The organism is uncultured Pigmentiphaga sp. (assembly GCF_937950555.1).
Taxonomy (GTDB): domain Bacteria; phylum Pseudomonadota; class Gammaproteobacteria; order Burkholderiales; family Burkholderiaceae_B; genus Pigmentiphaga.
In genome coordinates this window covers 16,956-43,928 of sequence record NZ_CALFCW010000065.1, presented here as the reverse complement: position 1 = coordinate 43,928, position 26,973 = coordinate 16,956, and the positions used below count along the sequence as shown (strand labels likewise).

The window sequence follows — 26,973 nt, the reverse complement described above, 5'->3', positions numbered from 1 at the left end:
TGGCGGCTGACTCACTAGGCAAGGGATCTATGACCACGACGATGAGAGTGATCGCGCTGCGCGAGCACGGAGGCCTGGACCAACTGAAGCTGGAGCAATGGCCCGTGCCGCAGCCGGCTGCTGGCCAGGCGCTGGTGCAAGTCAAGGCCTGCGGACTGAACTACATGGACGTATTCGTGCTTCATGGCATGCCGGACCTGCCCACCACCATGCCCCGTATTCCCGGCGGCGACGTCGCGGGCATCGTCACGGACGTGGGCGAGGGCGTGCCCAAGCACTGGATCGGCAAGCGCGTCGTCCTCTTTCCGCGCTTTCCCGAAGGCGGCGTGCTCGGCGAGCACGGCAACGGCGGACTCTGCGAGTACATCGCGGTCGACCAACGCCAGTTGATTGCCATTCCGGACGGCGTCGACTTCAATGAAGCGGCGGCACTACCCATCGCCTACGGCACGTCGCATCGCATGCTGTTCACCCGCGGCCGCATCCAGGAGGGAGAAAAAGTGCTCGTCCTCGGCGCGAGCGGCGGCGTCGGCGTCTCCTGCGTGCAGTTCGCAAAAATGGCAGGTGCGGAAGTCATCGCCTGCACCAGCAGCGAAGAGAAAGGCCGCAAGCTGCGCGAACTCGGTGCCGACCATATCGTCAATTACGCCGAGCATCCGGACTTCTCCAAGCTCGTCTGGGCCGCCACGGGCAAGAAAGGGGTGAACGTCGCCGTCAATTTCACGGGCGGCGACACATGGATTCCCACGCAGCGCTGCATGGCCGTCAACGGCCGGATCCTGACCTGCGGCTCCACGGCGGGCCATATCTGTCCCATCGACGTCCGCTACGTCTGGCATCGCGAGATCGAGATCATCGGCTCGCGCGCCTACCTCCCGAGCGATATCGAAGCTTGCCTGGACCATGTGGCGGCGCGCCGCATCGCACCCGTCATCGAAACCGTCCTGCCCCTCGAACGCGCGGCCGAAGGAGTCGGGCTGCTCGAGAACCGTCGCATCTTCGGAAAGGTGATCGTCAACCCATGAACGCTCCCATCAAGAACCTCGGCTGCATCGGCACCGAATTCCGGAACGAAGCGCGCCCCGCGGTCATCGACCTGTGGGATCCGGATCACCCGCGCGAAATCGACTATCCAACCTTTCACGCTTCGTGCGACGCCGTGGCGCGCGGCTTGCTGCGCTACGGCCTGCATCCCGGCGAGCGCATGGGCATCCTGTGCTCGAACCGGGTCGAATTCCTGGAGATCTTCTTCGGCGCGATGCGGGCCGGCATCATCCCCGTTCCCATCGGGATTCTGCAGCCCAAGGCCACGGTCGAATGGGTGGTGCGCGACGCGCAATTGCGCCTCGTTTTTTGCGACGGGGCGCTCAAGGGCAACCTGCCCGCCGACGTGCCACACATCGACATAGACGAAAACGACCGGCGCACGTACGAATCGTTCAAAGACCCAGGGCCCTTCGACCCCTACGTGCCGGGCTACGACGACGTGGCATTCCAGCCCTACACGTCAGGCTCGACGGGAAGACCGAAAGGGGTACTGCTCTCTCATCGCGCGCACTCCTGGGTGGCCGAGACCATCTCGCGCGACCGCGGATTCTGCCCGACCGACCGCATGATCGTCGCGGCGCCGCTCTACCACAAGCACGCGATGAACTCCATCAAATGCGTGCTGGTGGGCGGATCGACCGTGATATTGATGCGCAAGTTCGACGCACGCCGCTACATCGAGGCCATCACCCGCCATCGCGTGACCGTGCTCTCAGGCGTTCCGACCATTTTCGCGATGATCCTGCAGCAGCGCGACCTGCTCCAGGGGCAGGACTATGACTTCGTACGCCTGGCCACGATGGGCGGCGCCCCCGCCTCGGATGTGCTCATCGACGAAGTGGCACGCGTCTTTCCACGGGCGGAAATCATCACCATCTTCGGCACCACCGAAACCAGCGCCGCCCTGTTCGGCCCGCATCCCGAAGGCAAGCCGCGCCCGCGGCACTCGGTGGGCTGGCCGGTCGCCGGCAACAGTTTCCGGCTGGTAGGCGGCGACGGAAACTTCGGTACGCTCTACGTCAAAGGCCCGGGCATGATGAACGGCTACTACAACAATCCGGAAGAAATGGCCCGCCGGATGAAGGACGGCTGGTTCGACACGGGCGACGTCCTAAGGCGCGATGCGGAAGGTTGGTATTACTTCGTGGGCCGGGCCGATGACATGTTCGTATCGAGCGGCCACAACATCTATCCGGGTGAAGTGGAGCTCATGCTCGAACGCCATCCGGACATCGACCAAGCCATCGTGGTGCCGGTGCCGGACGAAATCAAGCACAGGATCCCGTACGCCTTCATCGTCAAGCGCGCCGGATCCTCGCTCACCGCAGAAGACGTCAAAGCCTACGCCCTGGAGAATGCCCCGCCCTACCAGCATCCCCGCCGCGTGATCTTCGTCGACGCCCTGCCCTTGAACGGCGTGGGCAAGATCGATCGCAAGGCGCTCGAAACCCGCGCCCGGGAATTGGCCGAGCAAACCAAGAAAGTAGATGCCTGACCACGCCGAATTCCCCCTTGCATCGAGGTGCGCATGACCATAACCGAACTGCAGGATCTCATCGCGCGCAGCCCGTACCTGAACTGGCTGGGCCTGGAAGTCCTCGCGCTGGACGAGAACAGCATTGAAGTGCGCGCCAAATGGCGAGAGGAATGGATCGCCAGTACGCGCCTGATGCAGACACACGGCGGCATCCTCGCCGCCCTGATCGACTTTGCGGCCGACTATGCGCTCGTGCAACGCATCGGCCACGGGGTGCCGACCATAGACCTGCGCGTGGACTACCACCGGCTGGCCAAGGCAGGCGACCTCGTCGCCAAAGGACGGATCGTCCGCTTCGGCCGCCAAGTTTCCACCTGCGAAGCCGAGGTCCTGCAGGACGGCACCCTCATCGCCAGCGGCCGGGGCACCTATATCACCGCGCCCATGCCGGAGAAAAAGCCGGCGCCGTAGAACCGGGATACTGCCCTCCCATATCAAATCGGCATAACAGATCTCCTGGAAAAGCCGTATCGCGCCCAGGCCCGCGGCTGCACAATCCGCGCAAACGGGACGACACCGCACATAGCCCCCTCGGGCCAAACAACCAGGAGACACGAATGGACCGACAACCCCGTCGCTCGCGCCGCGGGCCACGCCTCGCCCTGCTGTTCGCCGCGTTCACGCTCGCCGGCTCGTCTTCCGCCTGGGCGCAGCAGGGCTTTCCCAGCAAGCCCATCAAGATCGTCGTCGGTTTCGCCCCCGGCGGGCTCGGCGACACGGTCGTCCGGGCACTGGGCCAGAAAATGTCGGAGTCCCTGGGCCAGAGCGTGGTCGTCGAGAACGCCCCGGGAGCCGGCGGCATCACGGCTGCGTCCATGGTCGCCCGCGCCGCGCCAGACGGCTACACGCTGCTGCTGGTCAGCGGACAGAACGCCTTTAGCCCCTATCTCTTCAAGTCCCTGCCCTACGATCCGGTCAAGGACTTCTCGATGATCTCCACCATCGGGACCTTCCACTTCCTGCTCGTCGCCGACAAAGACAGCCCCCTCAAGTCGGTGCAGGACGTGGTCGCCGCCGCGCGCCGGGATCCGGCCCACTTCAACATCGGGACAATCAGCGTGGGGAGCGCCCAGCATCTATCGGCACGGCTGTTCGCGACCATGGCCGGGCTCGAAGTGCCCATCGTCCCATTCAAGTCCACCGGCGACGTGATCGGCGCCCTGCGTGGCCGCAACATACAAGTCGCGATGGAAACCACGACCGGCGCGCTGGGCCAGGTCCGCGGCGGATCCCTGCGGGCCATCGCGACCACGGCGCCGACGCGGATCGGCTTCTTGCCCGACGTGCCGACCATCGCCGAGAGCGGCATCCCGGCCCTGGCCAAATACGTTTCCGAATCCTGGAATGGCATCGTGGCCCCGGCCAATACGCCTGCAGCGGTCGTTACCCGGCTCAACCAGGAGATCGCCAAGGCGCTCCGGTCGCCCGACATTCGCGAGCGCTTCAACGGCCTGGGCATCGAACCCAAGGGCAGCACGCCGGAGGAACTCAAGGAGGTCTTCATCAAGGACGCCGCCAAATGGCGGGTCGTCATCGAAGAAGCCGGCATCGAGAAACAATGAGACCGCACCGGAACACTCATGAGCACGACTCAACGACTCCCCGTCCGCACGCAAACCGCTTTCCATCCGTCCATCTCCGAGGCCGAGCGGCAGGTCCGCATCGATCTCGCGGCGTGCTACCGCCTGGTCGACCTGTTCGGCATGAGCGACATGATCCTCAACCACATCTCGGCGCGTGTGCCCGGGGATGAAGAGCACTTTCTGATCAACCCGTTCGGCATGATGTACGAGGAGATCACAGCGTCCTCCCTGATCAAGGTAGACCTCGACGGCAACGTGATCTACAACCCGAACACCGAATACACCATCAACCTGCCCGGCTTCGTCATCCACAGCGCGATCCACGCCGCCCGCCCCGACGTCGGGTGCGTACTGCACACCCATACGCCGGCCGGCATGGCCATTTCGGCATTGGAATGCGGGCTGCTTCCCTTGAACCAGACGGCAATGCGGTTCGCCTCTGCGGTGGCGTATCACGATTTCGAAGGGGTGGCGGTGGACGTCGACGAACGCGAGCGCCTCGCCCGCGACCTGGGCGACAAGGACGTGATGATCCTGCGCAACCACGGCCTGCTGTCGGTGGGACGCACCGTCGCGGAAGCTTTCGTGAACATGCAGCGCCTGGAGCGTGCCTGCCAAACCCAGCTGCTGACGATGTCGGCCGGCAGCCCGCTGCACATGCCCGCGCCGGAAGTAGTGGACAAGGCGTACCAGCAATTGCGGCTCGCGCCCACGCCCAACCCGGACGGCACCCACCCGCCTCACGGCGAGCGCGAGTGGCCCGCGCTTCTGCGGATGCTGGATCGACGCGACATGAGCTATCGTGATTAGGCTGACATCGACATGATGAGCTTCGCGCCTTGCATTCCCATCCAAGAAGAAGGACAGCCACGATGAAACACCGCGTACTGCAGATTGGCCCCATTACTGGACCGGTCGACGCCCGCCTGGCGCGCGATTATGACGTCGCGCCCTTGTGGAAACAACCGGACAAAGACGCATTTCTCGCCGCGCACGGGGCGGAGTTCGAGGCCGTGGCCATCCATGTGCGCGACGCGTGCGATGCTGCACTGATCGAGCGCCTGCCCAACGCCAAGGCCATCGTCAACTTCGGGGTGGGTTACGACAAGATCGACGTCGCCGCCGCCAAGCGCCGCGGCATGCAGATCAGCAATACCCCCAAGGTGCTGGACGGCTGCGTGGCCGACCTCGCGATGGGGCTTGCGATCGACGTGGCACGCGGGATTTCCGCCACGGACCGCTTCGTCCGGGCGGGAGGCTGGAAGACCGGACAACGCCCCTTGATGACCCGCGTCTATGGCAAGAACATGGGCTTGCTGGGTTTCGGTGGCATTGGCCAAGCCGTGGCACGCCGCGCCGCGGGTTTCGACATGCCCGTGCGCTACCACACGCGCCGCCCCGTGGCAGGCTATGCCGAGCAGCACGAGACCTCGCTCGTCGAACTGGCAAAATGGGCGGACTTCCTCGTCGTCGCGTGCCCCGGCGGCCCCGAGACGCGGCATCTCGTCAATGCCGAAGTGCTGGATGCGCTCGGCCCCCAGGGGATTCTCGTCAATATCGCACGCGGCAGCGTGGTGGACGAGGCAGCGCTGGTGCGTGCGCTTCAGGAAGGACGCCTGGGCGGTGCAGGGCTCGACGTGTTCGAGAACGAACCCAACGTGCCCGAAGCGATGCTCGCAATGGACAACGTGGTCGTCCAGTCCCACATCGCCGGCTTCACCCGCGAGACCCGCGCCGACATGGAAGCGCTGGTATGCGACAACCTCGACGCCTTTTTCCGCACGGGCCAGGTACTGACGCCGATTTGAGGCAACGGACACCATGCCGCGCTTTGCCGCCAATCTGGCAATGCTCTATCCGGACCGGTCCTTCCTCGACCGGTTTGCCTGTGCGGCCCGCGACGGGTTCGAAGCGGTCGAGTTCTTCTTCCCCTACGACTACCGGCCTGCAGAGCTGGCGGCGCGCCTCAAGGACAACGGCCTGAGCCTCGTATTCTTCAACGCCACGCCCCGGCGCGACCCGGCGGAGCGTGGCATCGCCTGCCTGCCCGGACGCGAGCGTGAATTCCGGGAGGCCTTTCTATTGGCGCTCGATTACGCCCTCGCGCTCGACTGCGAATGCCTGCACGTCATGTCCGGCATCGCGCCGCGGGGCGCCGATCGCAGCGCCTTGCGCACCACCTACCTGGAGAATCTGGCGTGGGCGGCCGAGCAAGCCGGCCGCTGCGGGCGGCGCGTCTTGATCGAGCCCATCAATCCCCGCGATGTGCCCGGCTTTTTCCTGACGCACCAGGAAGACGCGCACACCCTAGTGCGCGAGGTCGGCTCGCCGCACGTTGCAGTGCAGATGGACCTTTATCATTGCCAGATCGTGGAGGGCGACCTCTCGGCCCGCTTGCGGCGCTACCTGCCGACGGGGGCAGTCGGGCACCTGCAGATCGCCGGCGTGCCCGATCGCCACGAACCCGACTCGGGTGAAGTGAATTTCCCTTACCTCTTCGAGTTGATCGACGCCCTGGGCTATGCGGGGTGGATAGGCTGCGAATACCACCCCAAGCGGGGAAACGAACCGGGCGGTACCTCCGCCGGCCTGGAGTGGCTGCGACGCGCCGGCGGGCCTACACTTTCAACCCGCGCACAAGCTCGACGATGAGCTCCTGCAGGGCTTGCTGCGTGCGCGTCGCGGGACGCTGGGCACTCACGGCCAGCGCGAGCTTGGTGCGCAACCGCGGCTTGACGATCGGAACGGCCTGGAACGCGCGCGCCCGGCCGGAAGTGCGGACCGCATTGACCGACAGCACGGCGGCTCCGACCCCTTCCGCGACGACGTCTAGCATGGCCGCGACACCATCGACTTCCATCGCGATCTTGGGATGCCTGCCAATGTTCGCGAGCTCGGCCTCGACCAACATGCGTATCGTATTCGGACGGGTCGGCAGGATGAGCGGCTCGTCCGCCAGCTCGCGCAGGCTGATGGACTTGCGCGCGAAGCCGCCGCGCCGGGTGACCAGGAAGAAATCTTCTTCCAGCAGCACGACGCTGTCGACGTCTGGAGAAGGCACGGGGTTGTAGAGCAACGCGATGTCCAGTCGCCCGCTCACGAGCGACTCCTGCAGGCTCGTCGACAAGTTCTCCGAAATGGAGAGGGCCACTTCCGGGAAGCGCTCCCTGACGGTGCGGGTCAGCGGCACGGTCAGCATCTTGGCAAAGCGTGGCGGCAAGCCTATCGCAACCCGGCCGGCCAGCGCCCCCCGCACGCGGCCCAGCTCCTCGCGCGTGCGCGCCACCTGGTGCAAAATGCCGCGCCCATGTTCGAGCAAGACTTTTCCGGCCTCGGTAGGCACCACCCCGCGCCCATTGCGAGTCAGCAGGCTCTGGCCCAACTCGATCTCGAGTTGGCGCACCTGCCGGCTCAGTGCCGGCTGGGCGATGTGAAGGGCGATGGATGCCCGGGTGAATCCGCCCAGTTCAGCCACCCGCACGAAATATTCGAGTTGCTTCAGGTCCACGGCGCACGCCCCTGTATGGCGCGGGCCGGGGCTTCCCGGCTCCGCATCGCCCCAGCGCCGCGCCGCGCGGCAAGCCACGCTAGGCGGCGTCGGCCGGTTCTTCCCACGCGTCCTGCTGGCCGCCTTCCAGGTGGGCCACGTCGCCCCAAGCTTCCACCCGCCACGCGCCTGCATCGATCACCAGGCGATTGATGCTGACGTTGTGCAGCGTATGGCGGCGCTCGGCCCGCAGCGACAGCCCTTGGGCATGCCGATAGGCGGTATCCAGCACGCCGCTGTGCGTAAATACCAATATGCGCTCTCCAACGTGCGCGGCGGCGATGCGATCCAGCGTCGCCACCACGCGCTGGTGAAACTGGCGCAGCGACTCCCCCCCCTGCAGCTCGTAATCGGGGTGGCGCTCGCGCACGGCCACGGCGGCCTCGGGATGGCGCGCGGCCAGCTCGTCAAAGCTGAGCCCTTCGAAAATGCCGTATTTACGCTCACGCAACCCCGGATCCAAGCGGACCGACAGCCCGAGGCGTGCCGCGGTTGGCCGGGCGGTGTCGTGCGCCCGGGCGAGGTCGCTGCTGTAGATCGCCGCCACCCGGTCGCGCTCCGGATGAAAGCGAGACGCCACCTTCTCGGCCTGGACACGGCCCAGCGCGTTCAGGCCGATGTCGAGGGTGCCCTGGACGCGACGCAACCGGTTCCACTCGGTTTCGCCATGGCGGACCAGCCAAACCTCAGTCATGGGCAGCGATCTGCGTCGGAGCCAGCGCGGGATTCAGGGTATAGGTCCCGGTAAGCGTCGCGTGGGCGAGCACGTGTTTTTCGATCGCACGCCGCACGTCGGCCCCGGTGAACTTGCCCTCCACGTCAACCTTGGGTACGTCCAGCGCGTAGACGGTGAAGACGTAGTGGTGCACGATGGAATCGTTCCACGGCGGGCACGGTCCGTCGTAGCCGTAGTAATCGCCGCTCATGTCGTGGTCGGCCGCGAACCACCCGGTGTAGTCATTGATGCCCTGGCGGGTACCGCCCGGCGCATGCGGGCCGGCCTTGCCCCGCGGCGTGACGCCGGTGCTGAACTCGCCCTCTTCGATCTCGGTCTTGGAGGCGGGGATGTCCACCAGCACCCAATGGAAAAAATCCACGCGCGGCAAATCGGCGGGCACCTGCCGGCCTGCCTGGTTCACGTCGTCGCCCTTGCTGGGCACGTCGTAGTCGTGGCAGATGAGCGCGAACGATTGCGTGCCCTGCGGCACATCGTCCCACGCCAGGTGCGGGTTGACGTTGTCCGACAGCGTCACCTGCGTCTTGGGATCGATCTTGCCGAAGGCATAACGCGCGGGGATGGGTTGGCCATCCAGGAAGGAATTGCTCCAGAGCTTCATCGCGATACTCCTAAAAATCGTTCACCACGGCAATGATGTGCCTAGGGCCCGGGCGCAGCCTGCCGGCGCGGCTTCCCGCGCCGAAAGGCGGCCGGCGTACCGTCATCGTACCGTGACCCGGGCGAATTTCCGCTTACCCACTTGCACGACGTAGGTGCCGGCTTCCAGTTTGAGGCCTTTGTTCTCGATCTTGACGGAATCGACGCGCACCCCACCCTGTTCGATGTTGCGCTGCGCCTCGGAAGCCGACGCGCACAGGCCGGACTCGCGCAATAGCTGCAGAATGCCGAGCGGAGCACCCGCCACCGTCACCTCCGGCATTTGGTCGGGAATGGCTTTTTGCTTGAAGCGTGCCTCGAAATCCGCCAGTGCCTGGTCGGCCGCCGTCGCGGAGTGAAAGCGGGTCACGATCTCCTTCGCCAGCAAGACCTTGATGTCGCGCGGATTGCGGCCGTTTTCGGCATCCTGCTTCAACTGCGCGATCTCCTCCATCGACTTGAAGGAGAGCAGCTCGTAGTAACGCCACATCAAGGTGTCCGAAATGGACATCAGCTTGCCGAACATGGATTCGGGCGATTCCGAAATGCCGATGTAGTTGTTCTTGGACTTGGACATCTTCTCGACGCCGTCCGTCCCCTCCAGCAACGGCATGGTCAGGATGCACTGGGGCTCCTGGCCGTATTCTTTCTGCAGCTCGCGCCCCACCAGGAGGTTGAATTTCTGGTCCGTGCCACCCAGCTCGAGGTCCGCCCGCAGCGCCACGGAGTCGTAGCCCTGCATCAGCGGATAGAGAAACTCGTGGACGGAGATCGGCACGCCGTTCTTGAAGCGCTTGGTGAAATCTTCCCGCTCGAGCATGCGGGCGACGGTATAGCGCGAGGCCAGCTGGATCATGCCGCGCGCCCCGAGGGGGTCGCACCACTCCGAGTTATAGCGGACTTCGGTGCGGGCCGGATCCAATACCAGGCTGGCCTGGGCGTAGTAGGTCTGCGCATTGGCCTCGATCTGCTCGCGCGTGAGCGGCGGGCGGGTGGCATTGCGCCCGCTCGGGTCCCCGATCATGGACGTGAAATCGCCGATCAGGAAGATGACGGTATGGCCGAGCTCCTGCAACTGGCGCATCTTGTTCAGCACCACCGTATGGCCGAGGTGGATGTCGGGTGCCGTCGGATCCAGGCCCAGCTTGATGCGCAGCGGAACACCCGTTGCGCGGCTGCGCGCCAGCTTTTGCGCGAACTCTGCTTCCACCAGCAGTTCATCACAGCCACGCTTGACGATGGCGAGATCCCGCTCGACCTCGGGTGTAACCGGATATGTCTGCCTCGACTCCGGCGCACTGGGGAGAGATACGGACGGGTCGCTCGATTTCGTTTCAGCCATGGCGGGAACTGTTCGGAAAAGTATGTAGATTGTAAATAATCGTATTGGCAGGGCCGCGGGACTTTCTATATACTCGGCCAATCTCCGGCCCATCCCGTTGTTACAAAGAGAGTTGCGGTTCGCGCGTATCGAACTGAGGGTTTTCTTCGTGCCGCGCTTATCGCGTTGCGGCAGTACAACGAATCAGGGCTGGAACACGCCGCGCTTCGGGGCCGTGCCCTGGAGCAATTCTAGCCCAACCGACCCCAGGGGCCAGGACGCATGAATCGTAAGTTTTCCGGCATCGCCGGGGCGATGCTCAAGCGCATTGCCGCAGCGGTGCACCAAGTACTCTCCCGCATCACCTCCCATCCCGCCACCTACACCCTCACCTCGTCTCCGCTCAAGCGCCGCATCGTCATCGGCGTCGGTGCCGCCGGGCTGTTCGTGACTGCCGGCGCGATCGGCGTGGCGCCCCTGGCGCCGGACGCGGCCCTGCTACCGACATCCCGGATAGTCGAGTCGCTGGAATTGCCGGACCTCGCCGAGCAAGTCACCCAACAGGAAGCCGAAGCCCCCGATTTCATCCGCGAAGAGCGCGTGCAGCGGGGCGACTCCGTCGCATCCCTCCTGAACCGGCTGGGCGTGGACGATCCCGAGTTCGAGGCCTTCGTACGCAAGTCGCCTGACGCCCGCAGCCTCTACCAGCTCTATCCCGGCCGCATCGTCCAGGCATCGACCAACGCGCAGGGCGAAGTCCGCTGGCTGCGCTATGTCCACACCCCGGGCGCCGAAGTCAATGGCAAGGTGGTTTCGCGCCTGCTGCAGATCGAACGCACGGCGGAAGGCATCTCCGCGAAGGAAGTTCAACTCGACACGGAGCGCCAGACCCGGGTCGCCCACGGCCAGATCCACAGCTCGCTGTTCGGCGCCACCGACGCCGCCAACATCCCCGACAGCGTCGCCACCCAAATTGCCGAGATTCTTTCGGGCGAGATCGATTTCCATCGCGACCTGCGGCGCGGCGACTATTTCAACGTGGTCTACGAGGTTTATACCCACCAAGGCAACTACGTGCAGGCCGGCCGGGTGCTCGCGCTCGAATTCGTCAACAAAGGAACGGCCCACCAGGCCGTGTGGTTCGACCAGCAGCCCGGCACGGAAGGCGGCTACTACACGTTCGAGGGCAAGAGCCTGCGCAAGGCGTTCCTGCGCTCGCCCATGGAGTTCACCCGCGTCACGTCCGGCTTCTCCCGCCGCCTGCATCCCATCTTCAAGACCTGGCGCGAGCACAAGGGCGTGGATTATGGCGCGCCGCACGGCACGCCCATCCGCAGCACCGCAGATGGCACGATCGAGTTCATCGGCCGCCAAAACGGCTACGGCAACGTCGTGATCATCCGCCACCACGGCCAATATTCCACGCTTTACGCGCACATGAGCTCCTTCGCTCCTGGCCTCACCAAGGGTTCGCGCGTCTCGCAGGGCCAATTCATCGGGCGCGTGGGCTCGACCGGCTGGGCCACCGGCCCCCACCTGCACTATGAGTTCCGCATCGCCGGCAAGCCGGTGGATCCGCTCACCGTCGCCCTGCCCCCGGCGCCGGACCTCAACGCCCGCGGCCTCGCGCTGTTCAAGAAGCACACCGAACCGCTGCGCCACCAGATGGAGCTCCTGGCCCGACTGGCGAACGACGACGCGCCTTCCGACGACGTCGCGCTCGCGAGCCAGTAGCAGCCATGCCCCGGACGGGCCTCTACATCGGACTGATGTCGGGCACCAGTCTGGATGGCGTGGACGGCGTGGCGGCGGACTTTTCCGGCACCGCGCCCCGCATCCTCGGGCATGCGGACGTCGGCATGCCCGCCGAACTGAGGGCGAGCCTGCTGGCGCTCAACCGGCCGGGCTTCGACGAAGTCCACCGCATGTCCCTGGCGGCCCTCGAACTGGCGGAACTCTACGCCAAGGTGGTGGCAGAACTCCTTGCCCAGACCGGCCTGGCGGCAGCCCAGATACGCGCCATCGGCGCCCACGGCCAGACCGTGCGGCACCGGCCTGACGCGGGCTATACCGTGCAATTGAACGCTCCCGCCCGGCTTGCCGAATTGACGGGCATCGCTGTCGTCGCCGACCTGCGCAGCCGCGACCTGGCCGCCGGGGGCCAAGGCGCGCCGCTCGCCCCCGCCTTCCACGCGGCAGTGTTCGGCACCGCAACGCCTCAAGCCGTCCTCAACCTGGGGGGCATCGCCAACGTGACCTTCCTGTCGCCCGACGGCGTCGTCGGTTACGACACCGGGCCGGCCAACCTGCTGCTGGATGCGTGGTGCGCGCGCCATACCGGACAGCCGTACGACCGCGACGGGCGGTTCGCCGCCTCCGGCACCCCCCAACCCGCCTTGCTGTCGGAGCTCATCGCCTCCGAACCGTGGCTGGCCGCTCCGCCTCCCAAGTCGACCGGCCGGGACCTGTTCAACGAGGCTTGGCTGGACAGCCGCCTGGATGCCTGGCAGGCGGCGCATGGCCCGCTGCTGGCTGCCGACGTGCAAGCCACCCTCCAGTCATTGACGGTCGAAACGGTCGCCCGGGAAATCCGCAGGCAACAGCCCGGCTGCGAGAAGGTATGGGTATGCGGTGGCGGCGCCCGCAACGTGGGATTGATGCGTGCGCTGGCGGCGGCGCTTCCCTGCCCGGTCGCCCCCACGGACGATGCGAACGTGCCGGCCCAGCAAATGGAAGCGCTGGCCTTCGCCTGGCTCGCATACCGGCACGTGGAAGGCCTGGCCGGCAATCTTCCGGCCGTGACGGGGGCCGCCGGCCCCCGGGTATTAGGCGCTTACTACCCCGCCTGAGCACCGTCCGCCGTGGCACGGGCCCCGGCAGTTGCTGTGCCACACCGCGGTCAACTACGCTTGCTTTCCAGCAGCTCCCAACGCTCCAGCTTGGCCATCAATTCTTCTTCGATTTCGGCGATGCGCTGCTGGACGGCGATCGCCTCTTCCGGGTTGTCGCGATAGATGCGGCCATCGGCGAGACGATCAGTAAGCTTCTGTTGTTCAGCCTCGAGCGCGGCAATGACGTCGGGCAGCCCTTCGAGCTCCCTCGCTTCCCAGGAGCTGAGGCGAGATCGGCCGGCAGGCTTGGCCGGCGCCGCCGCACCGCCGGCATTTCCCGCCGCGGCCTCGCCTGGCGCTTCCTTTTTTCCCTTGGCCGGTTCGCGCGACTTGGCTGCGCCCGCGCGCAACTGCGCCTCCTGCGCCCGCGCACGCTGCGCGGCCCAATCCTCGTAGCCCCCGACGTAGTCGCGCCATTGCGCATTTCCCTCGTAGGCGATGGTCTGCGTCACGACGTTGTCGAGGAACATGCGGTCGTGGCTCACGAGAAACACCGTGCCCGGGTAGTCCTGGAGCAGCTCTTCGAGCAGTTCCAAGGTTTCGATGTCCAGGTCGTTGGTCGGCTCGTCGAGCACCAGGACGTTTGCAGGGCGGGCGAACAATCGCGCCAGCAGCAGGCGAGCCCGTTCGCCGCCGGAGAGGCTCTTGACGGGCGAACGGGCTCGCTCGGGCGGAAACAGGAAGTCTCCCAAATAGCTCATCACGTGCTTGCGCTGGCCGCTGATCTCGATCCATTCGCTGCCAGGGCTGATGACGTCGGCCAAGGCCATGTCGTCGTCCAATTGGCTGCGCATTTGGTCAAAGTAGGCCACGGCCAGGTTGGTCCCCTGCCGCACCGTGCCGGAGTCGGGGGCCAGCTCGCCCAGGATCAATTTGAGCAGCGTGGTCTTGCCCGCGCCGTTGGGGCCGATGATGCCGATGCGGTCGCCCCGGAGTACGGTGGTCGAGAACGAGCGGATCACGGTCTTTTCGCCAAAGGATTTCGAGACATTCGTCAACTCAGCGACCAGCTTGCCCGAACGCTGCCCCTCGGCCACATCTATCGTGACCTTGCCCATTCGCTCGCGGCGTTCGGCGCGCTGCAGGCGCAGCTGCTCCAGCCGCTTGACGCGTCCGACGCTGCGCGTGCGGCGCGCTTCGACCCCCTTGCGTATCCACGCCTCCTCCTGCGCGAGCAGCTTGTCGAAACGCGCGTGCTCGAGGCGCTCGGCCTCCAGCATCTCCGCCTTGCGCGCCTGGTAAGCGGAGAACGATCCCGGAAAACTCGTCAATGCGCCGCGGTCCAGTTCTACGATGCGCGTGGCCACCGCGTCCAGGAAGCGGCGATCGTGGGTAATGAAGACCACGCTGCCGGGGAACGCCTTGAGCAGCTCTTCGAGCCACGCGATGGCTTCGAAATCGAGATGGTTCGTCGGTTCGTCCAACAACAGGAGATCGGGATCGCCGAGTAATGCGCGCGCCAGAGCGACCCGCTTGCGCGTGCCGCCCGATAGCCCTGCCACCGGTGCATCGGCCGGCAGGTTCAGCTTGGCTAGGGTAGCCTCTACCCTAGCCTGCACAGTCCAGCCGTCGTGCGCCTCCAGCTCCGCCTGAAGGCCTTGCAAGCGGGCCATCAGGGCGTCGTGCCGGGGTCCTGCCGGGTTCTCCGCCAGCTCGTGGGTCAACCGCTGGTAGGCGCGCAACAGGTCGCGCCCCTTGGCCAACCCTTCGCTGACCGCGTCGAACACCGTGCCCGACTCATCGAAGATGGGCTCCTGCTCCACGGTGGCGATTTTCAGGCCGTCCTGGCGCGAGATCAGTCCATCGTCGGGCTGGATGCGCCCGTCGAGCAATTTGAGCAGGGACGACTTGCCGGTACCGTTGCGGCCGATCAATCCCACCCGCTCGCCAGCCTCGACGGAGAAGTTGGCCTGGTGGAGCAGGGGAACGTGGCCATATGCCAGTTCGATGTCGGTCAGTGCGATGAGAGCCATGAAACGAATGCCGGCCGACGGCCGTGGACAAACGAAAAGCGCCCTGGCTTGCGCGAGGGCGCTCGGAGTAAAGAAAAGACGACGGTTCGGCGTTTAGACCGAGAACGACGAGCCGCAGCCGCACGTGGCGGTGGCGTTCGGGTTCTTGATGACGAACTGGGCGCCTTCCAGGCCTTCCTTGTAGTCGATTTCCGCGCCCACCAGGTACTGGTAGCTCATGGCGTCGATCAACAGCTGTACGCCGTTCTTCTCCAGTTGGGTGTCGTCCTCGTTCACTTCTTCGTCGAAGGTGAACCCGTACTGGAAGCCGGAACAGCCGCCGCCCTGTACGAAAACGCGCAACTTGAGCGCTGGATTGCCCTCCTCGTCGATCAGCTCCTTGACCTTGGCGGCCGCCGCATCGGTAAACACGAGCGGGGTGGGAGGGGCTTCGAGGGTGGCTTGTTCGACTGCTGCGTTCATGACTGCTCCTTGCATACGCGCCGGCTGGTGGCCTGGCACCGCGTATGCGCCGATTGACTGTAGATCTTGGGTTAATAGGTAATTCAACCGCCGTTGGCGCTCGATTTCAACCCTGGCGGTGACAGGGATACTCGCGGGCGGAGCCGGCAGGCTCTAGGGGTTAGATGGCGGTAATCCGCAAACGTTCAAGGCCTCGGCCTGCACGTCATGCCGGCAATTTGACCGTGCTTTGCGAGCGTACCACGCCGCCCTCGACCACGCGCACCGTGACGCTGCGCACCTCGAAGCCGTCGGGCACTTCGAGCGTCCCTTCGGCCCTCTGGTACTGGCGGAACCGCAGCGCGAGAGGATCCGGCCTGGGAGACGCGGCCTCGCCCGCCTCCCCGTCGTCCGTCATCACGAAGGGCCGCAGGTCCATGGTCGTCTCCACGCCGCCACGCGTGCCCGATGCGGAGAACTGCAACCGCCCCTTGAATTCGCCGGACGGCCTGCCCGCGCGCATCAACAAGACGCGGTAACGCAGTCCGTCGCCTTGGCGTTCGAGCTCGGCCGACCGGATACTGACTTGGGCTTGGCGGGGGTCCATGGGGATGAGCTGGTCGAAAAAGGCCAGGTCATTGCGCAAGTCCCCCATTTCCTTGTGCGCCGCCCTCAAATCGGCCGCCAGTTGGTCCTTGGCCGCCCGCTCAATCGCCAGGCGGCTCTCCGCTGCGGCCAAGCTGCCCTGCAGGCGCTCGTTGTCCGCGATCAGCCGCTGGTTCTCCGCACGCAGTTGGGCCACCTCCGACGCCGACACTGGCGGGGCGCCGCCGATGAGTCGCCGGGCCGACTCGTACAGGCTGGTACCCAACGCCGCGCCGAGGGCGAGGAGCAACAACAATCCCGCCAGGCGCCCCGGCGAGCCGCGGGCCAGCCGCGTCACATCGGAGGTCGTGTCGCGCCGCAGCCGACGCGGCACGAGGGCGGGAAAAATTGGCCGGCGCTTCATCAAGGCAGCACGGCGACATGCCCGAGGCCCGCATCCTCGGGCAACCCGAACATGATGTTCATGTTCTGCACGGCCTGGCCGGACGCCCCCTTGACCAAGTTGTCCTGCGCCACGAGGATGACGAGCTGGTCGCCGTTGCCAGGCCGGTGCACGGCGATGCGGATCATGTTGGAGGCCCGCACGGAGCGGGTTTCCGGGGTGCTGCCGGCAGGCATGACGTCGACGAAGGGCTCATTGGCGTAGCGCTCTTCGTACAGTTTCTGGAAGTCGACCTCTCGCGCCTTGGGGTCGATGCGGGCGTAGAGCGTCGAATGCATGCCGCGCACCATGGGCGTGAGGTGCGGCACGAAGGTCAGGCCCACGGGCCCGCCATGCAGCGCCTGCAGGTGCTCCACGATCTCCGGATGATGCCGGTGGCCCGACACGCCGTACGCCTTGAAATTGTCGCTCGCTTCCGAAAACAGGATGTGCAGCTCCGCCTTGCGGCCCGCGCCCGTGACGCCGGACTTGCAATCGGCAATCAGCGTGCTGGCGTCAATGAGCGGCGACGACGAGCCGGCCTTGCCTTCGAGCAGGGGCGCCAGTCCGAGAAGCACGGTGGTGGGATAGCACCCGGGGTTGCCGACCACGCGTGCGCCGCGGATCTTCTCGCGGTTGAGCTCGGGCAGGCCGTACACCGACTCGCGCAGCACGTCCGGGCAAGCATGCGGCATGCGATACCACTTCTCGAACGCAGCGGTGTCCTGAAGGCGAAAATCCGCTGCCAGGTCGATGATCTTGGCGCCCGCGGCGAGCAACTCTCGAGCCTGCGCCATGGCCACGCCGTGGGGCGTGGCGAAGAACACCACGTCGCAGTCCGCGAGCGGCGCCTTGTCCGGCGACGAAAACGCCAAATCCACCTTGCCGCGGAGGTTAGAGAACATGTCGGCCACGGGCATGCCGTCTTCCTTGCGGGAGGTGATGGCGACCAGCTCCGCGTTCGGATGCTGCGACAGGAGGCGCAGGAGTTCCACGCCCGTATAGCCCGTGCCGCCGACGATGCCTATCTTGATCTTGGCGGAACCCGCCTCTGTCTTGCTCATCAGAATCTCCTCCCTGGTGCGGTGCGTATCGACCGGTAGGCGGTGACACGCGCCGCTTCCGGCCGCCCGGCCAGGGAAAAATTGTCCGTTCGAAAATATAACCCGTTGATGTTACCCCCGCTCGGCGCCGCCGGTCAGGCGAACTCCGACCGAAAATGGAAAGCGGGGACGAAAAAAAGGCCGCATCGCTGCGGCCTTTTTTGCCCTTCCCCGGGGCAACCGGGGACGAGGAAGATCGAAGCCGATCAGCGCTTGCTGAACTGCTTGCGACGACGCGCCTTGTGCAGACCGACCTTCTTGCGTTCGACTTCGCGGGCATCGCGGGTGACGAAGCCAGCTTGCGACAGTGCAGGCTTGAGCGTCGGATCATAGTCGATCAACGCGCGGGTAATGCCATGGCGCACGGCGCCGGCTTGTCCGTTCACACCGCCGCCGTGGACGTTGATGTGAAAGTCGAAGGACTCCAGATGGCCGGTCAGTTCCAGCGGCTGGCGAACGATCATGCGACCCGTTTCGCGCGCGAAGTACTCGTCCACGGGCTTGCCGTTGACGATGATCTTGCCCGAGCCTTTTTTCAGGAACACACGGGCCACCGAAGTCTTGCGGCGGCCGGTTCCGTAATTCCAGTTACCGATCATGCGCGGCTCCTCAGATTTCCAGCAGCTTGGGCTGCTGAGCGGTGTGGGGATGTTCCGGTCCCGCATACACCTTCAGCTTCTTGATCATGGCGTAGCCCAGCGGACCCTTGGGCAGCATGCCCTTGACGGCCTTCTGGAGCGCACGACCAGGAAAACGCTGCTGCATCTTCAGGAACGTGGTTTCGGTGATACCGCCGGGATAGCCCGAGTGACGGTAGTAGCGCTTGTCCTGCGCCTTGTTGCCGGTGACGACGATGTCGGCGGCATTGATGATGACGATGTAATCGCCGGTATCGACGTGAGGCGTGAATTCAGGCTTGTGTTTACCGCGCAAACGGCGTGCGACTTCGCTGGCCACACGACCTAGGACTTTGCCCTTGGCGTCAATCACGTACCAGTCACGCGTCACTTCTTGCGGTTTCGCAACGAAGGTCTTCATGAGGGATCTCTGTGACGGCGCGCCGCAAAAAAGCTGACGGCGCAAAATTTGCAAATGCCGGAAATGCCATGCGCACCGACCGATTGGGCATCAATCGCCATCGGATGCTTCCTAGTACGCGCTCTCCTGGCAGCGTTCTGCCCTTCACCTAAGCATTGTCACTTGCCCGTGTGAAAGGGTCAGCCTGCTATGTTAGCCCGAAACCCGCGAGCCAGTCAAAGGCTTCCTGCGACATGCTGGCTGACGCCGGCTGGGCGCTCGCCTCCACCCGACCGCGCAGCTGTAACCAAATTCCTGGCTCCCGCCGCCGAAACGCCCACCACCGGGCGCCCGCCTCAAGCTTTGATAAACATGAACACATAAGAAAAAACTCGAATAGCGGTGGTGAGAGACACTAAGCCGTCCTGGCATTACGCCTAAATAGGGAGATCATCACCATGAACGCCACCATTAAGTCGATAGTGAGCGCCGCCGCCCTGGCCGCCGGCCTGGCTGCATGCGGCACCCCTCAACGCGACGTCGCCCCCAGCCCGCAGGCGAGCGCCACTCCCCAGTCGGTCACGCCCGATCAACTGCAGCGCTTCGCCAATGCAGCGAAAAAAGTGAATGCCATCTCGCCCCAGGCATCCGGAGGTGCCGCGACTTCCGGTGCGAGTTCGGGCATGAGCGCCGCATCTGGGCAGGCCACCCTGGCCACCTTCGACGAATCCAACGGCCGCAAGGCCCAGGCTATTTGGAGCGAAGGCCTGACCGTCCAGGAATTCAACTCCATCAATGCCGCCATCCAACAAGACCCCGCGCTGATGCAGCGCTATGGGGAACTCATGCAGGGAGGAAGCGCCGGGGGGATGGGCAGCCCCTCCGGAGGCGGAACGATGATGCGCTAGCGCCGTCCGGCCGATGGCTGCAATAGGCCGCCCGGCCAGGCCGCCGAGGCAAAAAAAAGCCCGAAGCCTGTAGGCTTCGGGCAAATCCACCAAAGGAGGAGGGTGGAGGAGACACCAGTAGATGCGCTTTGCGGTGCTATCCGACGATGCCGAGGGGCCCGGGGCCGTGTCGACATACAAAGCGACATCCGTTGAGTGAATTATAGACAGGCGTTTTGTGCGTTGCAAGAACTTTTTGCCGAAAAACACCACAATGTGGTGATGAATTTCAACAGACAAAATTCATTACCGATCAGTAAGTTACCTCCGTTTCGTTGCTTGAAAGAGACACCTAGGCCCGCAAACCAGCCAACCGCCCGGCGAGTTTCTCAAGAACTAAAGCGGGTTTATCGCCCGATTTGACGCATAGCAACATGCGAACGCGACGTCGCCTCCCCCGGGGAACGGCGAAACACATATCCCCAGGCCCATGGTGGGCCGATGCCACTTGGGTGGGTGTGCGCCGCCTGGCACGCGAAGACGCTGGCGCGCCGGACGCCTCACGCTGGCGACCTGCCAGGAAATGGGCAAAAAAAAGCCCGAAGCCTTGTAGGCTTCGGGCAAATCCACCAAAGGAGGAGGGTGGAGGAGACACCGGTAGATGCGCTTTGCGGTGCTATCCGACGATGCCGAGGGGCCCGAGGCCGTGTCGGCATACAAAGCGGCATCCGTTAAGTGAATTATAGCAATCTTCTTTTGTGCGTCGCAAGAACTCTAAGGGTTGTTGCTTAGGTACAAAAACGGATGCTCGGCCAGAAAAAAATATTCATATGAATCAAGCACTTGCCTTCTACCATTCGCCGCCCCTAGTCCCGAATTCGGCCAGGAAGCAGCTGGGCTCGCCCGCTGCGGCAAGCTCGACCGTATTTCCGGGCTGTTCTTTTGCGATCGCAGCATCGCAAAGCCGGGTACATGCCCTCCCTGGCTTCCCGCTATCATCGCGGGATTGGACACTTTCGCAGCACGAGGAACGAGATGGAATGCACCGTAAGCTGGGGCGGCCCCCAAGGCATGCTCTTCACTGCCCAAACCGGCAGCGGCCACGTGGCCGTCATGGATGGCGCACCTGAAGGGGGCGGCAATAACCTGGCGCCGCGCCCCATGGAGCTCGTCCTCGCCGGCACCGGGGGCTGCACGGCCTACGACGTGGTGCTCATCCTCAAGCGGGGCCGCCACGCCGTGCAGGGCTGCACCGTCAAATTACAGGCCGAACGCGCGGAAACCGACCCCAAAGTCTTCACCAAGATTCATTTCGCTTTCACCGTGACCGGCAAGAATCTCCCGCCGGCGGCGGTGGAACGGGCGGTGAAGCTTTCCCATGAAAAGTACTGCTCGGCATCGGCGATGCTGGAAAAAACGGCCGAGCTCAGTTGGTCAGTGGAGATCGTCGAGGCCGCCTGACCACCTCAAATGTAATAGGCGGTGGACGTCATGACCTTGGCGCCACACCGCATGGCAGCGCGCACCGGCGCCGGAAGCGACTTCCCGCCATGCTGCTCCGCCGTCACGCGATGTTGCCGCTCATCTTCGGCCATCTGCTCGACGATGGCGCGCGAGCGCACATCATTGGCGGGCAATGTTCCCAGGTGACCGTCCAGGTGGCGCTCCACCTGCCTTTCGGTTTCGGCCATGAAGCCCAAATTCCACGCGTCACCAGCCTTGCCGGCCAGGACGCCCAAGCCGAAAGCGCCGGCGTACCACAAGGGATTCAGCAGGCTGGGGCGCGAGCGCAGTTCCTTGAGGCGCTCGTCGAGCCAGGCGAGGTGATCCGTTTCCTCCGTCGCCGCCCTCAAGAACACCTCCCGCGTACCGGGCTTGTCGGCCACCAGCGCCTGGCCGCGATACAAGGCCTGGGCACAGATCTCCCCCACGTGATTGACTCGCATCAAGCCTGCGGCATGCCGGCGTTCACCTTCGGTCAGCCCGCCCTCCCCCGCGCCCTCTTCGGCTACGGGCGCTGGCCCCGCAGGATTGGGGCGCCGCGCCGAGACCGAGCCGGCAAGCACGCGCAGTGCGCGGTCAGCCTCGGAGAGCACCCGGTCCAGCAACGAAGCGCGACGAAAGGACACCGTTTCCGACATACAACCTCCGATCCGGCACGGAACCGGACAACGACTCAGGACAGCCTTCAAGTATAGGCAATCCGCCCATTGCGCGGCTGCAACGCCGGGCCGGCGCTGTCATTTTCCTCTCATCTTGGACCGGCATCCTCTCGCCCGGGCACCAAGCACTCTTGCGTGCCCATTCCCCTTCCCCTTTGGAGTACGCAATTGAAATACCCACTCTTCGCAGCTGCGGCGCTGGCTGCCTTCACCGGCACCGCTCATGCCCAGAGCGTCACCCTGTACGGCATCGTCGACATGGGGTTCATGCACAGCAAGCAAGACGGGCAATCCTCCACCAACGGCTTGGAAAGCGGCGTAGCCGGCAGTTCTCGCTTTGGCCTACGTGGCGTGGAAGATCTCGGCAACGGACTGAAAACCAACTTCCAGCTGGAAAGCGGCTTCAAGGCCGACACCGGCATCCAAAGTGCATCCGGCCAACTCTTTGACCGGGCGGCCTGGGCGGGCCTGTCGGGCAGCTTCGGCGAAATCCGCTTGGGCCGCCAGGAGACGCTGGGCTTCAACTGGTTCCGCGGCGCAATCAACCCCTTCGGCAATGCCTATTCCCAGGCCCAGAGCAAAACCATTTTCAACGTCGGTGGCATCGACGACCGCGTCAGCAACAGCGCCTTCTATCTTTCACCCTCCTTCGGCGGATTTCAGTTCGGAGCGGGGTACAGCTTCCACGCATCGGGCGCCGAAACCGCAGGCAACGACGCCGACAATCCGGTCTACTCGCTGGGCATGCGCTACCAGAGCGGACCCTTGCTCGCCGTGCTGACCTATGAACAAAAGAACGCTGCCGACCAGCCTCCGGGGGCCGGTGCCGCCGGCGCGGACATCAAGAACCTCCAGGTCGGCGCCACCTACGACTTCGGTCCAGCCAAACTCCATGCCGGCTATGGACGCCTGCAGAACTCCGGCTTCCTCTCAGCAGCCAAGAAAGAGAACTCCTACCTGGTCGGCGTAACCGTCCCCTTCGGCGCGCACAAACTCTTTGCCGCGTACCAGCGCAACGACCACGCCAACGTCAACAACGGCCGCCGGGACACGGCAATCGACGGGTATGCGCTCGGCTACAACTATCAGGTCTCCAAGCGCACCACGCTATACGCCCTCCTGAACCAGTACAACGATGTCGTTGCCCGCCCGGGCTCCACGGCGACGGGCGACAAGCGTGAATTCGCCCTCGGCCTGCAGCATAAGTTCTAGGCCATGCCAGGCCCGGGGGTCATTGCCCTCGTTTCCGCGTCAAAGTCCCGCCTCACTCACTTGGGAGCCGGGACTTTTGCATAAAAGCAACAATTCAGGTAAGAATTAGTAAAAACCCGAGTATTAACCTGGGCAAACTATTGGTGTTAACCCTAGTTTCTGCTGCAATAGGGTCACCTTCCCACCGGGAAGCACTGGCTTCCCCGCAGCCAGCGGGACCCGACGATGGACCCGCGCATTCCATCCGCGCCTTCGCACCCAACCGCTTGCTGCGGACGCCAGCTCATTCTTGGAGATGTATCAATGAAAAAAACGTTGATCACTGCCGCCATCCTGGCTGGCACGGCTGGAATGACGAGCGCTGCGCACGCTCAAAGCTCCGTCACCCTGTATGGCGTCATGGACATGGGCTATCTGTACACCAAGACGGAAGGACTGAAAGCCCGTAACGCCCTCGACAGCGGGCTGCAAAGCGATTCGCGCTTTGGCCTGCGCGGCTCGGAAGACCTCGGCAACGGGCTGAAAGCCAATTTCCTGCTGGAAGCCGGCATCAACGCCGACGACGGCACCACCAGCCAATCCGGCCTGTTCAACCGCCAATCGTGGGTAGGACTGTCGTCCGCCACCTTGGGTGAAATCCGCTTCGGCCGCCAATTCATCCTCGGGTCGCAATTCTTCACCAACATCGACCCCTTCGGCACGACCTTCCGCCAAGCGGGCATGGGCTCGACCTTCATCGCAGCCAACCAAGTCCGCAACAGCAATAGCGTGATGTACTTCACGCCGACCTGGAACGGCTTCCAGGCTGCGGTCGGATACAGCTTCAACCGCTCGTCCAGCGAAACCCCGGTCGCCGGCACCAACAACCGCGCCATCACCTCGGGCCTGCGCTACGCCAACGGCCCGGTCGAAGTCGCCCTGACCTATGACCAGGTCGAACCGGCTACCGGCGGCGGCGTCGGGCGCTCGACCCAGCTGGGCGGCACCTACGACTTCGGCGTCGTCAAGCTGCACGCTGCGGTCGCCGACCAGCGCAAGGTCGCCGTCAACGTGGGCGACGTCCCGGGCTGGAACGGCGTCCTGGCGGAGAAGACCCTCTCGTACATGGTCGGCGCCTCGGCTCCCGTCGGACCCGGCTCGCTGTTCGGTTCGTACCAGAAAGCCAAAGACTGGGACATCGAAGGCTTTAGCGTCGGCTACACCTACCCCTTGTCGCGTCGCACCAACGCTTACGCGTTCTTTAGCAACGTGGACAACGTCGGCAACTACGGCACCTCCGCCGCGAATGACCGGACGACGCGCCAATTCGGCGTAGGCCTGCGCCACATGTTCTAAAGCGTCGCACCTGACGCACCCCGCAACGGCGCCTGGAACCCCCTGGGCGCCTTGCAGCACCGGACCGGCAACGGTCCGGTTTTTTGTTTCAGGAGGGCGTTGCGGTGTCTCGCCCCACCGTCGTTAATCGACCTGAATATTGGCCTTCCTTGCAATCTCTTCGAACTTGCCGAACTGGCTTTTCATGAATGCCCCAAACTCCACGGCGGTGCTGCCTACCGGAGTCATGTTCAGCTTCTCGGCCTGGTGAACAATAGCCGGGTTTGCCAGTGCTGTACTTATCTCTTTGTTCAAGCGCTCGATGACCTCTTTCGGTGTACCGGCAGGAGCAACCAACCCATACCAACCGCCGTTGTATTCCATCCCAGACAATCCGGACTCGGCCATGGTAGGAACGTCGGGCAAGAAGGAAGCCCGGGTCGGATGAGTGTAAGCCAGCGCTTTGAGTTTGCCTGCGCGTATATGCGGTACCGCGAGAGGAGGCGTCAAGAACATTACATCGATCTGACCGCTAATCAAATCGTTCATCGCCGGTCCCAATCCTTTGTACGGCACAGCGACGATGTTCGTGCCTGCCCGCTGGTTGAACAGCTCTCCCACCAAGTGCAAAGAATTTCCCACGCCAGGCGTACCATATGACAAGCGGCTGTCGGGTTGTTTGGCCAGCTTAATCAGCTCGGCCACACTATTGACCGGTAAAGTAGACCGCACAGCTAGGATGAGGGCTTCGGTCGAAAAAAGTTGGCTAACCGGGACGAAATCGCGCTTCGTGTCGAACGGCAGCTTCTTATAGACGCTCGGATTAATGGTAAACGCCGCTGAAATGACCATGAGCGTATAACCGTCGGGGACCGCTCTCGCGACCGCCTCACTTCCAACGATTCCGTTAGCGCCAGGTCGATTTTCTACCACGAACGGTTGCTTCATCTGGACGCTGAGCTGCTGTGCCACCATGCGGGCCACAGTATCCGGTGCCCCGGTGCCAAAAGGAACGACGATTCGAACTGGCCGTTCGGGATACGGGTTTGCATTAACCAAACCGGGGAAACCGATCACGACTGCCACGAATGCCAATGCCGTACGAATATTTTTTATGTTCATTGCCCCTCTCCCCCATAGCTTTCAACCGATCGCGGTCAATGATTTTCCACCAGCGTTTACCGGCTTCGCCCCGATTAGCACGAAAGCGATCACGCAATTTTCTTTTCCGCGATTGACCCAGTTATGAATCGTCCCCCTTTGAACAAGTAAATCCCCTGCTGATAAATGGACCGTGACGCCGTCCAGTTCCATGTCAATTTCTCCCGACAATACGACCGCATAGTCGATACTCTCGGTTCGATGATTCCGCGGTGCGGCTCCCGGCGCATACGAAACCAATCTAAAGATCGTTCCATTGGTTTCACTCGTGGCCACTTCTCGCAACGCGAGGTCTCCGCTCTCTTCGTTGTCGACGGGGAACCCGACCGTCGACCAAATCACTTGCGCCCCGACTCCTGGTCGTCTGTCCGGGATTTCGTGCTTTAACTCGTCGATCATGACTACCGCGCGGCCATCCACATCGTGGCCTGTGACCACCCGTCTATAAGTGTGATGCATTCGAATCTCCTCACTTTGTATGACTGTTATTGCCCTCTCCACTCCTGAGAAAGGTGGTGATAAGTCGCGCGATCTCTGCCTCTTGCTCTTGCCACTCCTCCTCGGGGCTGACATCCACGCTTCGGTCCGGGAGAGACAAAGTCCTTAACGTGGCACAAGGGAGAAGGCCGGCGACTTTTTCCCCCACCCATCTAGGATGGGTTTCGTCATTTCCCGGCACTATGAGCGCTGGCATTCGAAGCCGTTTGAGCTCGCTATCGGTGGCTCCAATCAGCGGATGGTCGATTGCCGCATCGAAATACGCTGCCCACTTCTCCATAATCTCGATGAACCGCCCAACCGGCATGCCAAGGAGCTTGGAGCGATTTAATGGCCGAGACGCAATGGTTTCGGCAAAATCTTCGCTTTCGCACACGGCAATCATGCCCCCGGTCCGGGCAAGATCTATATATTTTCTGTAGTACTTCTCCCCGAGTCTCTTACACGCATGCCGACCTCCGGTCAGCCGCCACAAGACTAATGCGGAGACAACCTCGGGATGCCGTAACGCTAACGAGATCGCGAGCCTCGCTCCCGACGAACTCCCCCCCACGGCTACCGGGCCGATTTCGAGTTCGTTGAGAAGCTGGTAGAGATCATCAGCCCATATTTCATATTCAGCGTCGTCCCCGGAGATCTCTACCTCGGAACCGCCGCAGTTTCGCCTATCGTGGAGCAATACCCTCAGTTGCTGCTCGGCAAGTCTTTCGGCCAAGGGGATGAGCTCTGTCATGCCCCGGCGCCCTCCCGGGGACAAAGCCAGCCATCTGCCCTGGTCCCCGAAGACTGCGTAGCTCAGCTCAACCCCTCTGATATTTATTGTCGACACGTTTTCCCCCTTCCCTTCGATTCCCGTCTCATTCTAGTTTTTGCGCAA

Annotated in this window: 27 protein-coding genes; 13 read left to right on the top strand and 14 right to left on the bottom strand. The window is 63.8% G+C overall.

Annotated elements, in window-relative coordinates; genetic code table 11:
- Positions 1–29: 29 nt before the first annotated feature.
- The 7 genes from Q0319_RS15030 to otnI all read left to right on the top strand — a co-directional run bounded on the left by Q0319_RS15030 (position 30) and on the right by otnI (position 6,819).
- Positions 30–1,025 (top strand): zinc-binding dehydrogenase, encoded by a 996-nt coding sequence (locus Q0319_RS15030; protein ID WP_299453946.1) that lies wholly within the window; start codon positions 30–32, stop codon positions 1,023–1,025.
- A complete protein-coding gene (locus Q0319_RS15025; protein ID WP_296465109.1) occupies positions 1,022–2,542 on the top strand; it encodes a class I adenylate-forming enzyme family protein in 1,521 nt (506 codons plus the stop codon). The genes Q0319_RS15030 and Q0319_RS15025 overlap by 4 nt, the downstream gene beginning before the upstream one ends.
- Positions 2,543–2,575: 33 nt before the next feature.
- Complete coding sequence (locus tag Q0319_RS15020; RefSeq protein WP_296465106.1) at positions 2,576–2,995, top strand: PaaI family thioesterase; 420 nt, start codon at positions 2,576–2,578, stop codon at positions 2,993–2,995.
- Positions 2,996–3,141: 146 nt separating this feature from the next.
- A complete protein-coding gene (locus Q0319_RS15015; RefSeq protein WP_299453941.1) occupies positions 3,142–4,146 on the top strand; it encodes a tripartite tricarboxylate transporter substrate binding protein in 1,005 nt (334 codons plus the stop codon).
- Positions 4,147–4,164: 18 nt separating this feature from the next.
- Positions 4,165–4,977, top strand: a complete 813-nt coding sequence (locus Q0319_RS15010; RefSeq protein WP_296465100.1) for a class II aldolase/adducin family protein — start codon at positions 4,165–4,167, stop codon at positions 4,975–4,977.
- Positions 4,978–5,039: 62 nt separating this feature from the next.
- On the top strand, positions 5,040–5,975 hold the full coding sequence (locus Q0319_RS15005) for a 2-hydroxyacid dehydrogenase (protein ID WP_299453937.1): 936 nt from the start codon (positions 5,040–5,042) through the stop codon (positions 5,973–5,975).
- A 13-nt stretch (positions 5,976–5,988) separates the two neighbouring features.
- A complete protein-coding gene (gene otnI, locus Q0319_RS15000) occupies positions 5,989–6,819 on the top strand; it encodes a 2-oxo-tetronate isomerase (protein ID WP_296465094.1) in 831 nt (276 codons plus the stop codon).
- On the opposite strand, the gene Q0319_RS14995 is transcribed toward otnI, so the two are convergent.
- The 4 genes from Q0319_RS14995 to tyrS form a co-directional block, all read right to left on the bottom strand.
- Positions 6,785–7,675: a LysR substrate-binding domain-containing protein gene (locus Q0319_RS14995; RefSeq protein ID WP_296465090.1), complete on the bottom strand. Its 891-nt coding sequence runs from the start codon at positions 7,673–7,675 to the stop codon at positions 6,785–6,787. The genes otnI and Q0319_RS14995 overlap by 35 nt on opposite strands.
- Positions 7,676–7,754: 79 nt before the next feature.
- Entirely contained in the window at positions 7,755–8,408 is a 654-nt protein-coding gene (locus Q0319_RS14990; protein ID WP_296465087.1) for a histidine phosphatase family protein, read from the bottom strand.
- Positions 8,401–9,051, bottom strand: a complete 651-nt coding sequence (locus Q0319_RS14985) for a YbhB/YbcL family Raf kinase inhibitor-like protein (RefSeq protein ID WP_296465085.1) — start codon at positions 9,049–9,051, stop codon at positions 8,401–8,403. Before Q0319_RS14985 ends, Q0319_RS14990 begins: the two co-directional genes overlap by 8 nt.
- A 102-nt stretch (positions 9,052–9,153) precedes the next feature.
- The gene (gene tyrS / locus Q0319_RS14980; protein WP_296465083.1) at positions 9,154–10,431 is read right to left on the bottom strand and encodes a tyrosine--tRNA ligase; all 1,278 of its coding nucleotides are present in this window, start codon (positions 10,429–10,431) and stop codon (positions 9,154–9,156) included.
- A gap of 261 nt (positions 10,432–10,692) precedes the next feature.
- On the opposite strand from tyrS, the gene Q0319_RS14975 reads away from it, so the two are divergent.
- Together Q0319_RS14975 and Q0319_RS14970 are read left to right on the top strand one after the other, a co-directional pair.
- On the top strand, positions 10,693–12,144 hold the full coding sequence (locus Q0319_RS14975) for a M23 family metallopeptidase (protein ID WP_296465080.1): 1,452 nt from the start codon (positions 10,693–10,695) through the stop codon (positions 12,142–12,144).
- A 5-nt stretch (positions 12,145–12,149) separates the two neighbouring features.
- Entirely contained in the window at positions 12,150–13,259 is a 1,110-nt protein-coding gene (locus Q0319_RS14970) for an anhydro-N-acetylmuramic acid kinase (RefSeq protein WP_296465077.1), read from the top strand.
- A 50-nt stretch (positions 13,260–13,309) separates the two neighbouring features.
- Here Q0319_RS14970 and Q0319_RS14965 read toward each other — a convergent pair whose 3' ends face one another.
- The 6 genes from Q0319_RS14965 to rplM all read right to left on the bottom strand — a co-directional run bounded on the left by Q0319_RS14965 (position 13,310) and on the right by rplM (position 18,883).
- Complete coding sequence (locus tag Q0319_RS14965; RefSeq protein ID WP_296465074.1) at positions 13,310–15,274, bottom strand: ATP-binding cassette domain-containing protein; 1,965 nt, start codon at positions 15,272–15,274, stop codon at positions 13,310–13,312.
- Between the two features lie 93 nt (positions 15,275–15,367).
- Entirely contained in the window at positions 15,368–15,736 is a 369-nt protein-coding gene (gene erpA, locus Q0319_RS14960) for an iron-sulfur cluster insertion protein ErpA (protein WP_299453928.1), read from the bottom strand.
- A 205-nt stretch (positions 15,737–15,941) separates the two neighbouring features.
- Positions 15,942–16,724 carry a DUF6776 family protein gene (locus tag Q0319_RS14955; protein ID WP_299453924.1) on the bottom strand — a complete coding sequence of 261 codons (783 nt, stop codon included), beginning with the start codon at positions 16,722–16,724 and terminating at the stop codon, positions 15,942–15,944.
- Positions 16,724–17,806, bottom strand: coding sequence for an N-acetyl-gamma-glutamyl-phosphate reductase (gene argC / locus Q0319_RS14950; protein WP_296471127.1), 1,083 nt, complete (start codon positions 17,804–17,806; stop codon positions 16,724–16,726). Before argC ends, Q0319_RS14955 begins: the two co-directional genes overlap by 1 nt.
- A 245-nt stretch (positions 17,807–18,051) precedes the next feature.
- On the bottom strand, positions 18,052–18,444 hold the full coding sequence (rpsI, locus tag Q0319_RS14945; protein ID WP_296471129.1) for a 30S ribosomal protein S9: 393 nt from the start codon (positions 18,442–18,444) through the stop codon (positions 18,052–18,054).
- Between the two features lie 10 nt (positions 18,445–18,454).
- The gene (gene rplM / locus Q0319_RS14940) at positions 18,455–18,883 is read right to left on the bottom strand and encodes a 50S ribosomal protein L13 (protein ID WP_299453919.1); all 429 of its coding nucleotides are present in this window, start codon (positions 18,881–18,883) and stop codon (positions 18,455–18,457) included.
- 437 nt (positions 18,884–19,320) lie between these two features.
- On the opposite strand from rplM, the gene Q0319_RS14935 reads away from it, so the two are divergent.
- Both Q0319_RS14935 and Q0319_RS14930 read left to right on the top strand, forming a co-directional pair.
- On the top strand, positions 19,321–19,770 hold the full coding sequence (locus tag Q0319_RS14935) for a DUF4168 domain-containing protein (protein WP_299453917.1): 450 nt from the start codon (positions 19,321–19,323) through the stop codon (positions 19,768–19,770).
- A 1,014-nt stretch (positions 19,771–20,784) separates the two neighbouring features.
- Positions 20,785–21,210 (top strand): OsmC family protein, encoded by a 426-nt coding sequence (locus Q0319_RS14930; RefSeq protein WP_299453915.1) that lies wholly within the window; start codon positions 20,785–20,787, stop codon positions 21,208–21,210.
- Between the two features lie 5 nt (positions 21,211–21,215).
- Here the strand turns inward: Q0319_RS14930 and coq7 are convergent, their stop codons facing one another.
- The gene (coq7, locus tag Q0319_RS14925; RefSeq protein WP_299453913.1) at positions 21,216–21,890 is read right to left on the bottom strand and encodes a 2-polyprenyl-3-methyl-6-methoxy-1,4-benzoquinone monooxygenase; all 675 of its coding nucleotides are present in this window, start codon (positions 21,888–21,890) and stop codon (positions 21,216–21,218) included.
- 189 nt (positions 21,891–22,079) lie between these two features.
- Here coq7 and Q0319_RS14920 point away from each other — a divergent pair, with 189 nt between their 5' ends.
- The gene (locus tag Q0319_RS14920) at positions 22,080–23,123 is read left to right on the top strand and encodes a porin (RefSeq protein WP_296470458.1); all 1,044 of its coding nucleotides are present in this window, start codon (positions 22,080–22,082) and stop codon (positions 23,121–23,123) included.
- A gap of 303 nt (positions 23,124–23,426) precedes the next feature.
- Entirely contained in the window at positions 23,427–24,458 is a 1,032-nt protein-coding gene (locus Q0319_RS14915; protein ID WP_296470455.1) for a porin, read from the top strand.
- A 123-nt stretch (positions 24,459–24,581) separates the two neighbouring features.
- Here the strand turns inward: Q0319_RS14915 and Q0319_RS14910 are convergent, their stop codons facing one another.
- From Q0319_RS14910 to Q0319_RS14900, 3 genes are read right to left on the bottom strand one after another with little or no spacing between them, the layout of a single operon-like run.
- Positions 24,582–25,559: a tripartite tricarboxylate transporter substrate binding protein gene (locus Q0319_RS14910; RefSeq protein ID WP_299453909.1), complete on the bottom strand. Its 978-nt coding sequence runs from the start codon at positions 25,557–25,559 to the stop codon at positions 24,582–24,584.
- A gap of 21 nt (positions 25,560–25,580) precedes the next feature.
- Positions 25,581–26,057: a cupin domain-containing protein gene (locus tag Q0319_RS14905; RefSeq protein WP_299453907.1), complete on the bottom strand. Its 477-nt coding sequence runs from the start codon at positions 26,055–26,057 to the stop codon at positions 25,581–25,583.
- A 10-nt stretch (positions 26,058–26,067) separates the two neighbouring features.
- Positions 26,068–26,829, bottom strand: coding sequence for an alpha/beta hydrolase (locus Q0319_RS14900; RefSeq protein WP_299453906.1), 762 nt, complete (start codon positions 26,827–26,829; stop codon positions 26,068–26,070).
- Positions 26,830–26,973: the final 144 nt, after the last annotated feature.

Bases quoted from the DNA above. Each gene is read 5' to 3' on its own strand.
- coq7 (WP_299453913.1), bottom strand. From the start codon at position 21,890: ATGTCGGAAACGGTGTCCTTTCGTCGCGCTTCGTTGCTGGACCGGGTG.
- rplM (WP_299453919.1), bottom strand. From the start codon at position 18,883: ATGAAGACCTTCGTTGCGAAACCGCAAGAAGTGACGCGTGACTGGTAC.
- Q0319_RS15020 (WP_296465106.1), top strand. From the start codon at position 2,576: ATGACCATAACCGAACTGCAGGATCTCATCGCGCGCAGCCCGTACCTG.
- Q0319_RS14910 (WP_299453909.1), bottom strand. From the start codon at position 25,559: ATGAACATAAAAAATATTCGTACGGCATTGGCATTCGTGGCAGTCGTG.
- Q0319_RS14970 (WP_296465077.1), top strand. From the start codon at position 12,150: ATGCCCCGGACGGGCCTCTACATCGGACTGATGTCGGGCACCAGTCTG.
- Q0319_RS15010 (WP_296465100.1), top strand. From the start codon at position 4,165: ATGAGCACGACTCAACGACTCCCCGTCCGCACGCAAACCGCTTTCCAT.
- Q0319_RS14900 (WP_299453906.1), bottom strand. From the start codon at position 26,829: ATGACAGAGCTCATCCCCTTGGCCGAAAGACTTGCCGAGCAGCAACTG.
- Q0319_RS14915 (WP_296470455.1), top strand. From the start codon at position 23,427: ATGAAAAAAACGTTGATCACTGCCGCCATCCTGGCTGGCACGGCTGGA.
- rpsI (WP_296471129.1), bottom strand. From the start codon at position 18,444: ATGATCGGTAACTGGAATTACGGAACCGGCCGCCGCAAGACTTCGGTG.
- Q0319_RS15005 (WP_299453937.1), top strand. From the start codon at position 5,040: ATGAAACACCGCGTACTGCAGATTGGCCCCATTACTGGACCGGTCGAC.
- erpA (WP_299453928.1), bottom strand. From the start codon at position 15,736: ATGAACGCAGCAGTCGAACAAGCCACCCTCGAAGCCCCTCCCACCCCG.
- Q0319_RS14990 (WP_296465087.1), bottom strand. From the start codon at position 8,408: ATGACTGAGGTTTGGCTGGTCCGCCATGGCGAAACCGAGTGGAACCGG.
- Q0319_RS14965 (WP_296465074.1), bottom strand. From the start codon at position 15,274: ATGGCTCTCATCGCACTGACCGACATCGAACTGGCATATGGCCACGTT.
- argC (WP_296471127.1), bottom strand. From the start codon at position 17,806: ATGAGCAAGACAGAGGCGGGTTCCGCCAAGATCAAGATAGGCATCGTC.
- Q0319_RS14975 (WP_296465080.1), top strand. From the start codon at position 10,693: ATGAATCGTAAGTTTTCCGGCATCGCCGGGGCGATGCTCAAGCGCATT.
- Q0319_RS14935 (WP_299453917.1), top strand. From the start codon at position 19,321: ATGAACGCCACCATTAAGTCGATAGTGAGCGCCGCCGCCCTGGCCGCC.
- otnI (WP_296465094.1), top strand. From the start codon at position 5,989: ATGCCGCGCTTTGCCGCCAATCTGGCAATGCTCTATCCGGACCGGTCC.
- Q0319_RS14985 (WP_296465085.1), bottom strand. From the start codon at position 9,051: ATGAAGCTCTGGAGCAATTCCTTCCTGGATGGCCAACCCATCCCCGCG.
- tyrS (WP_296465083.1), bottom strand. From the start codon at position 10,431: ATGGCTGAAACGAAATCGAGCGACCCGTCCGTATCTCTCCCCAGTGCG.
- Q0319_RS14905 (WP_299453907.1), bottom strand. From the start codon at position 26,057: ATGCATCACACTTATAGACGGGTGGTCACAGGCCACGATGTGGATGGC.
- Q0319_RS15025 (WP_296465109.1), top strand. From the start codon at position 1,022: ATGAACGCTCCCATCAAGAACCTCGGCTGCATCGGCACCGAATTCCGG.
- Q0319_RS15030 (WP_299453946.1), top strand. From the start codon at position 30: ATGACCACGACGATGAGAGTGATCGCGCTGCGCGAGCACGGAGGCCTG.
- Q0319_RS15015 (WP_299453941.1), top strand. From the start codon at position 3,142: ATGGACCGACAACCCCGTCGCTCGCGCCGCGGGCCACGCCTCGCCCTG.
- Q0319_RS14955 (WP_299453924.1), bottom strand. From the start codon at position 16,724: ATGAAGCGCCGGCCAATTTTTCCCGCCCTCGTGCCGCGTCGGCTGCGG.
- Q0319_RS14930 (WP_299453915.1), top strand. From the start codon at position 20,785: ATGGAATGCACCGTAAGCTGGGGCGGCCCCCAAGGCATGCTCTTCACT.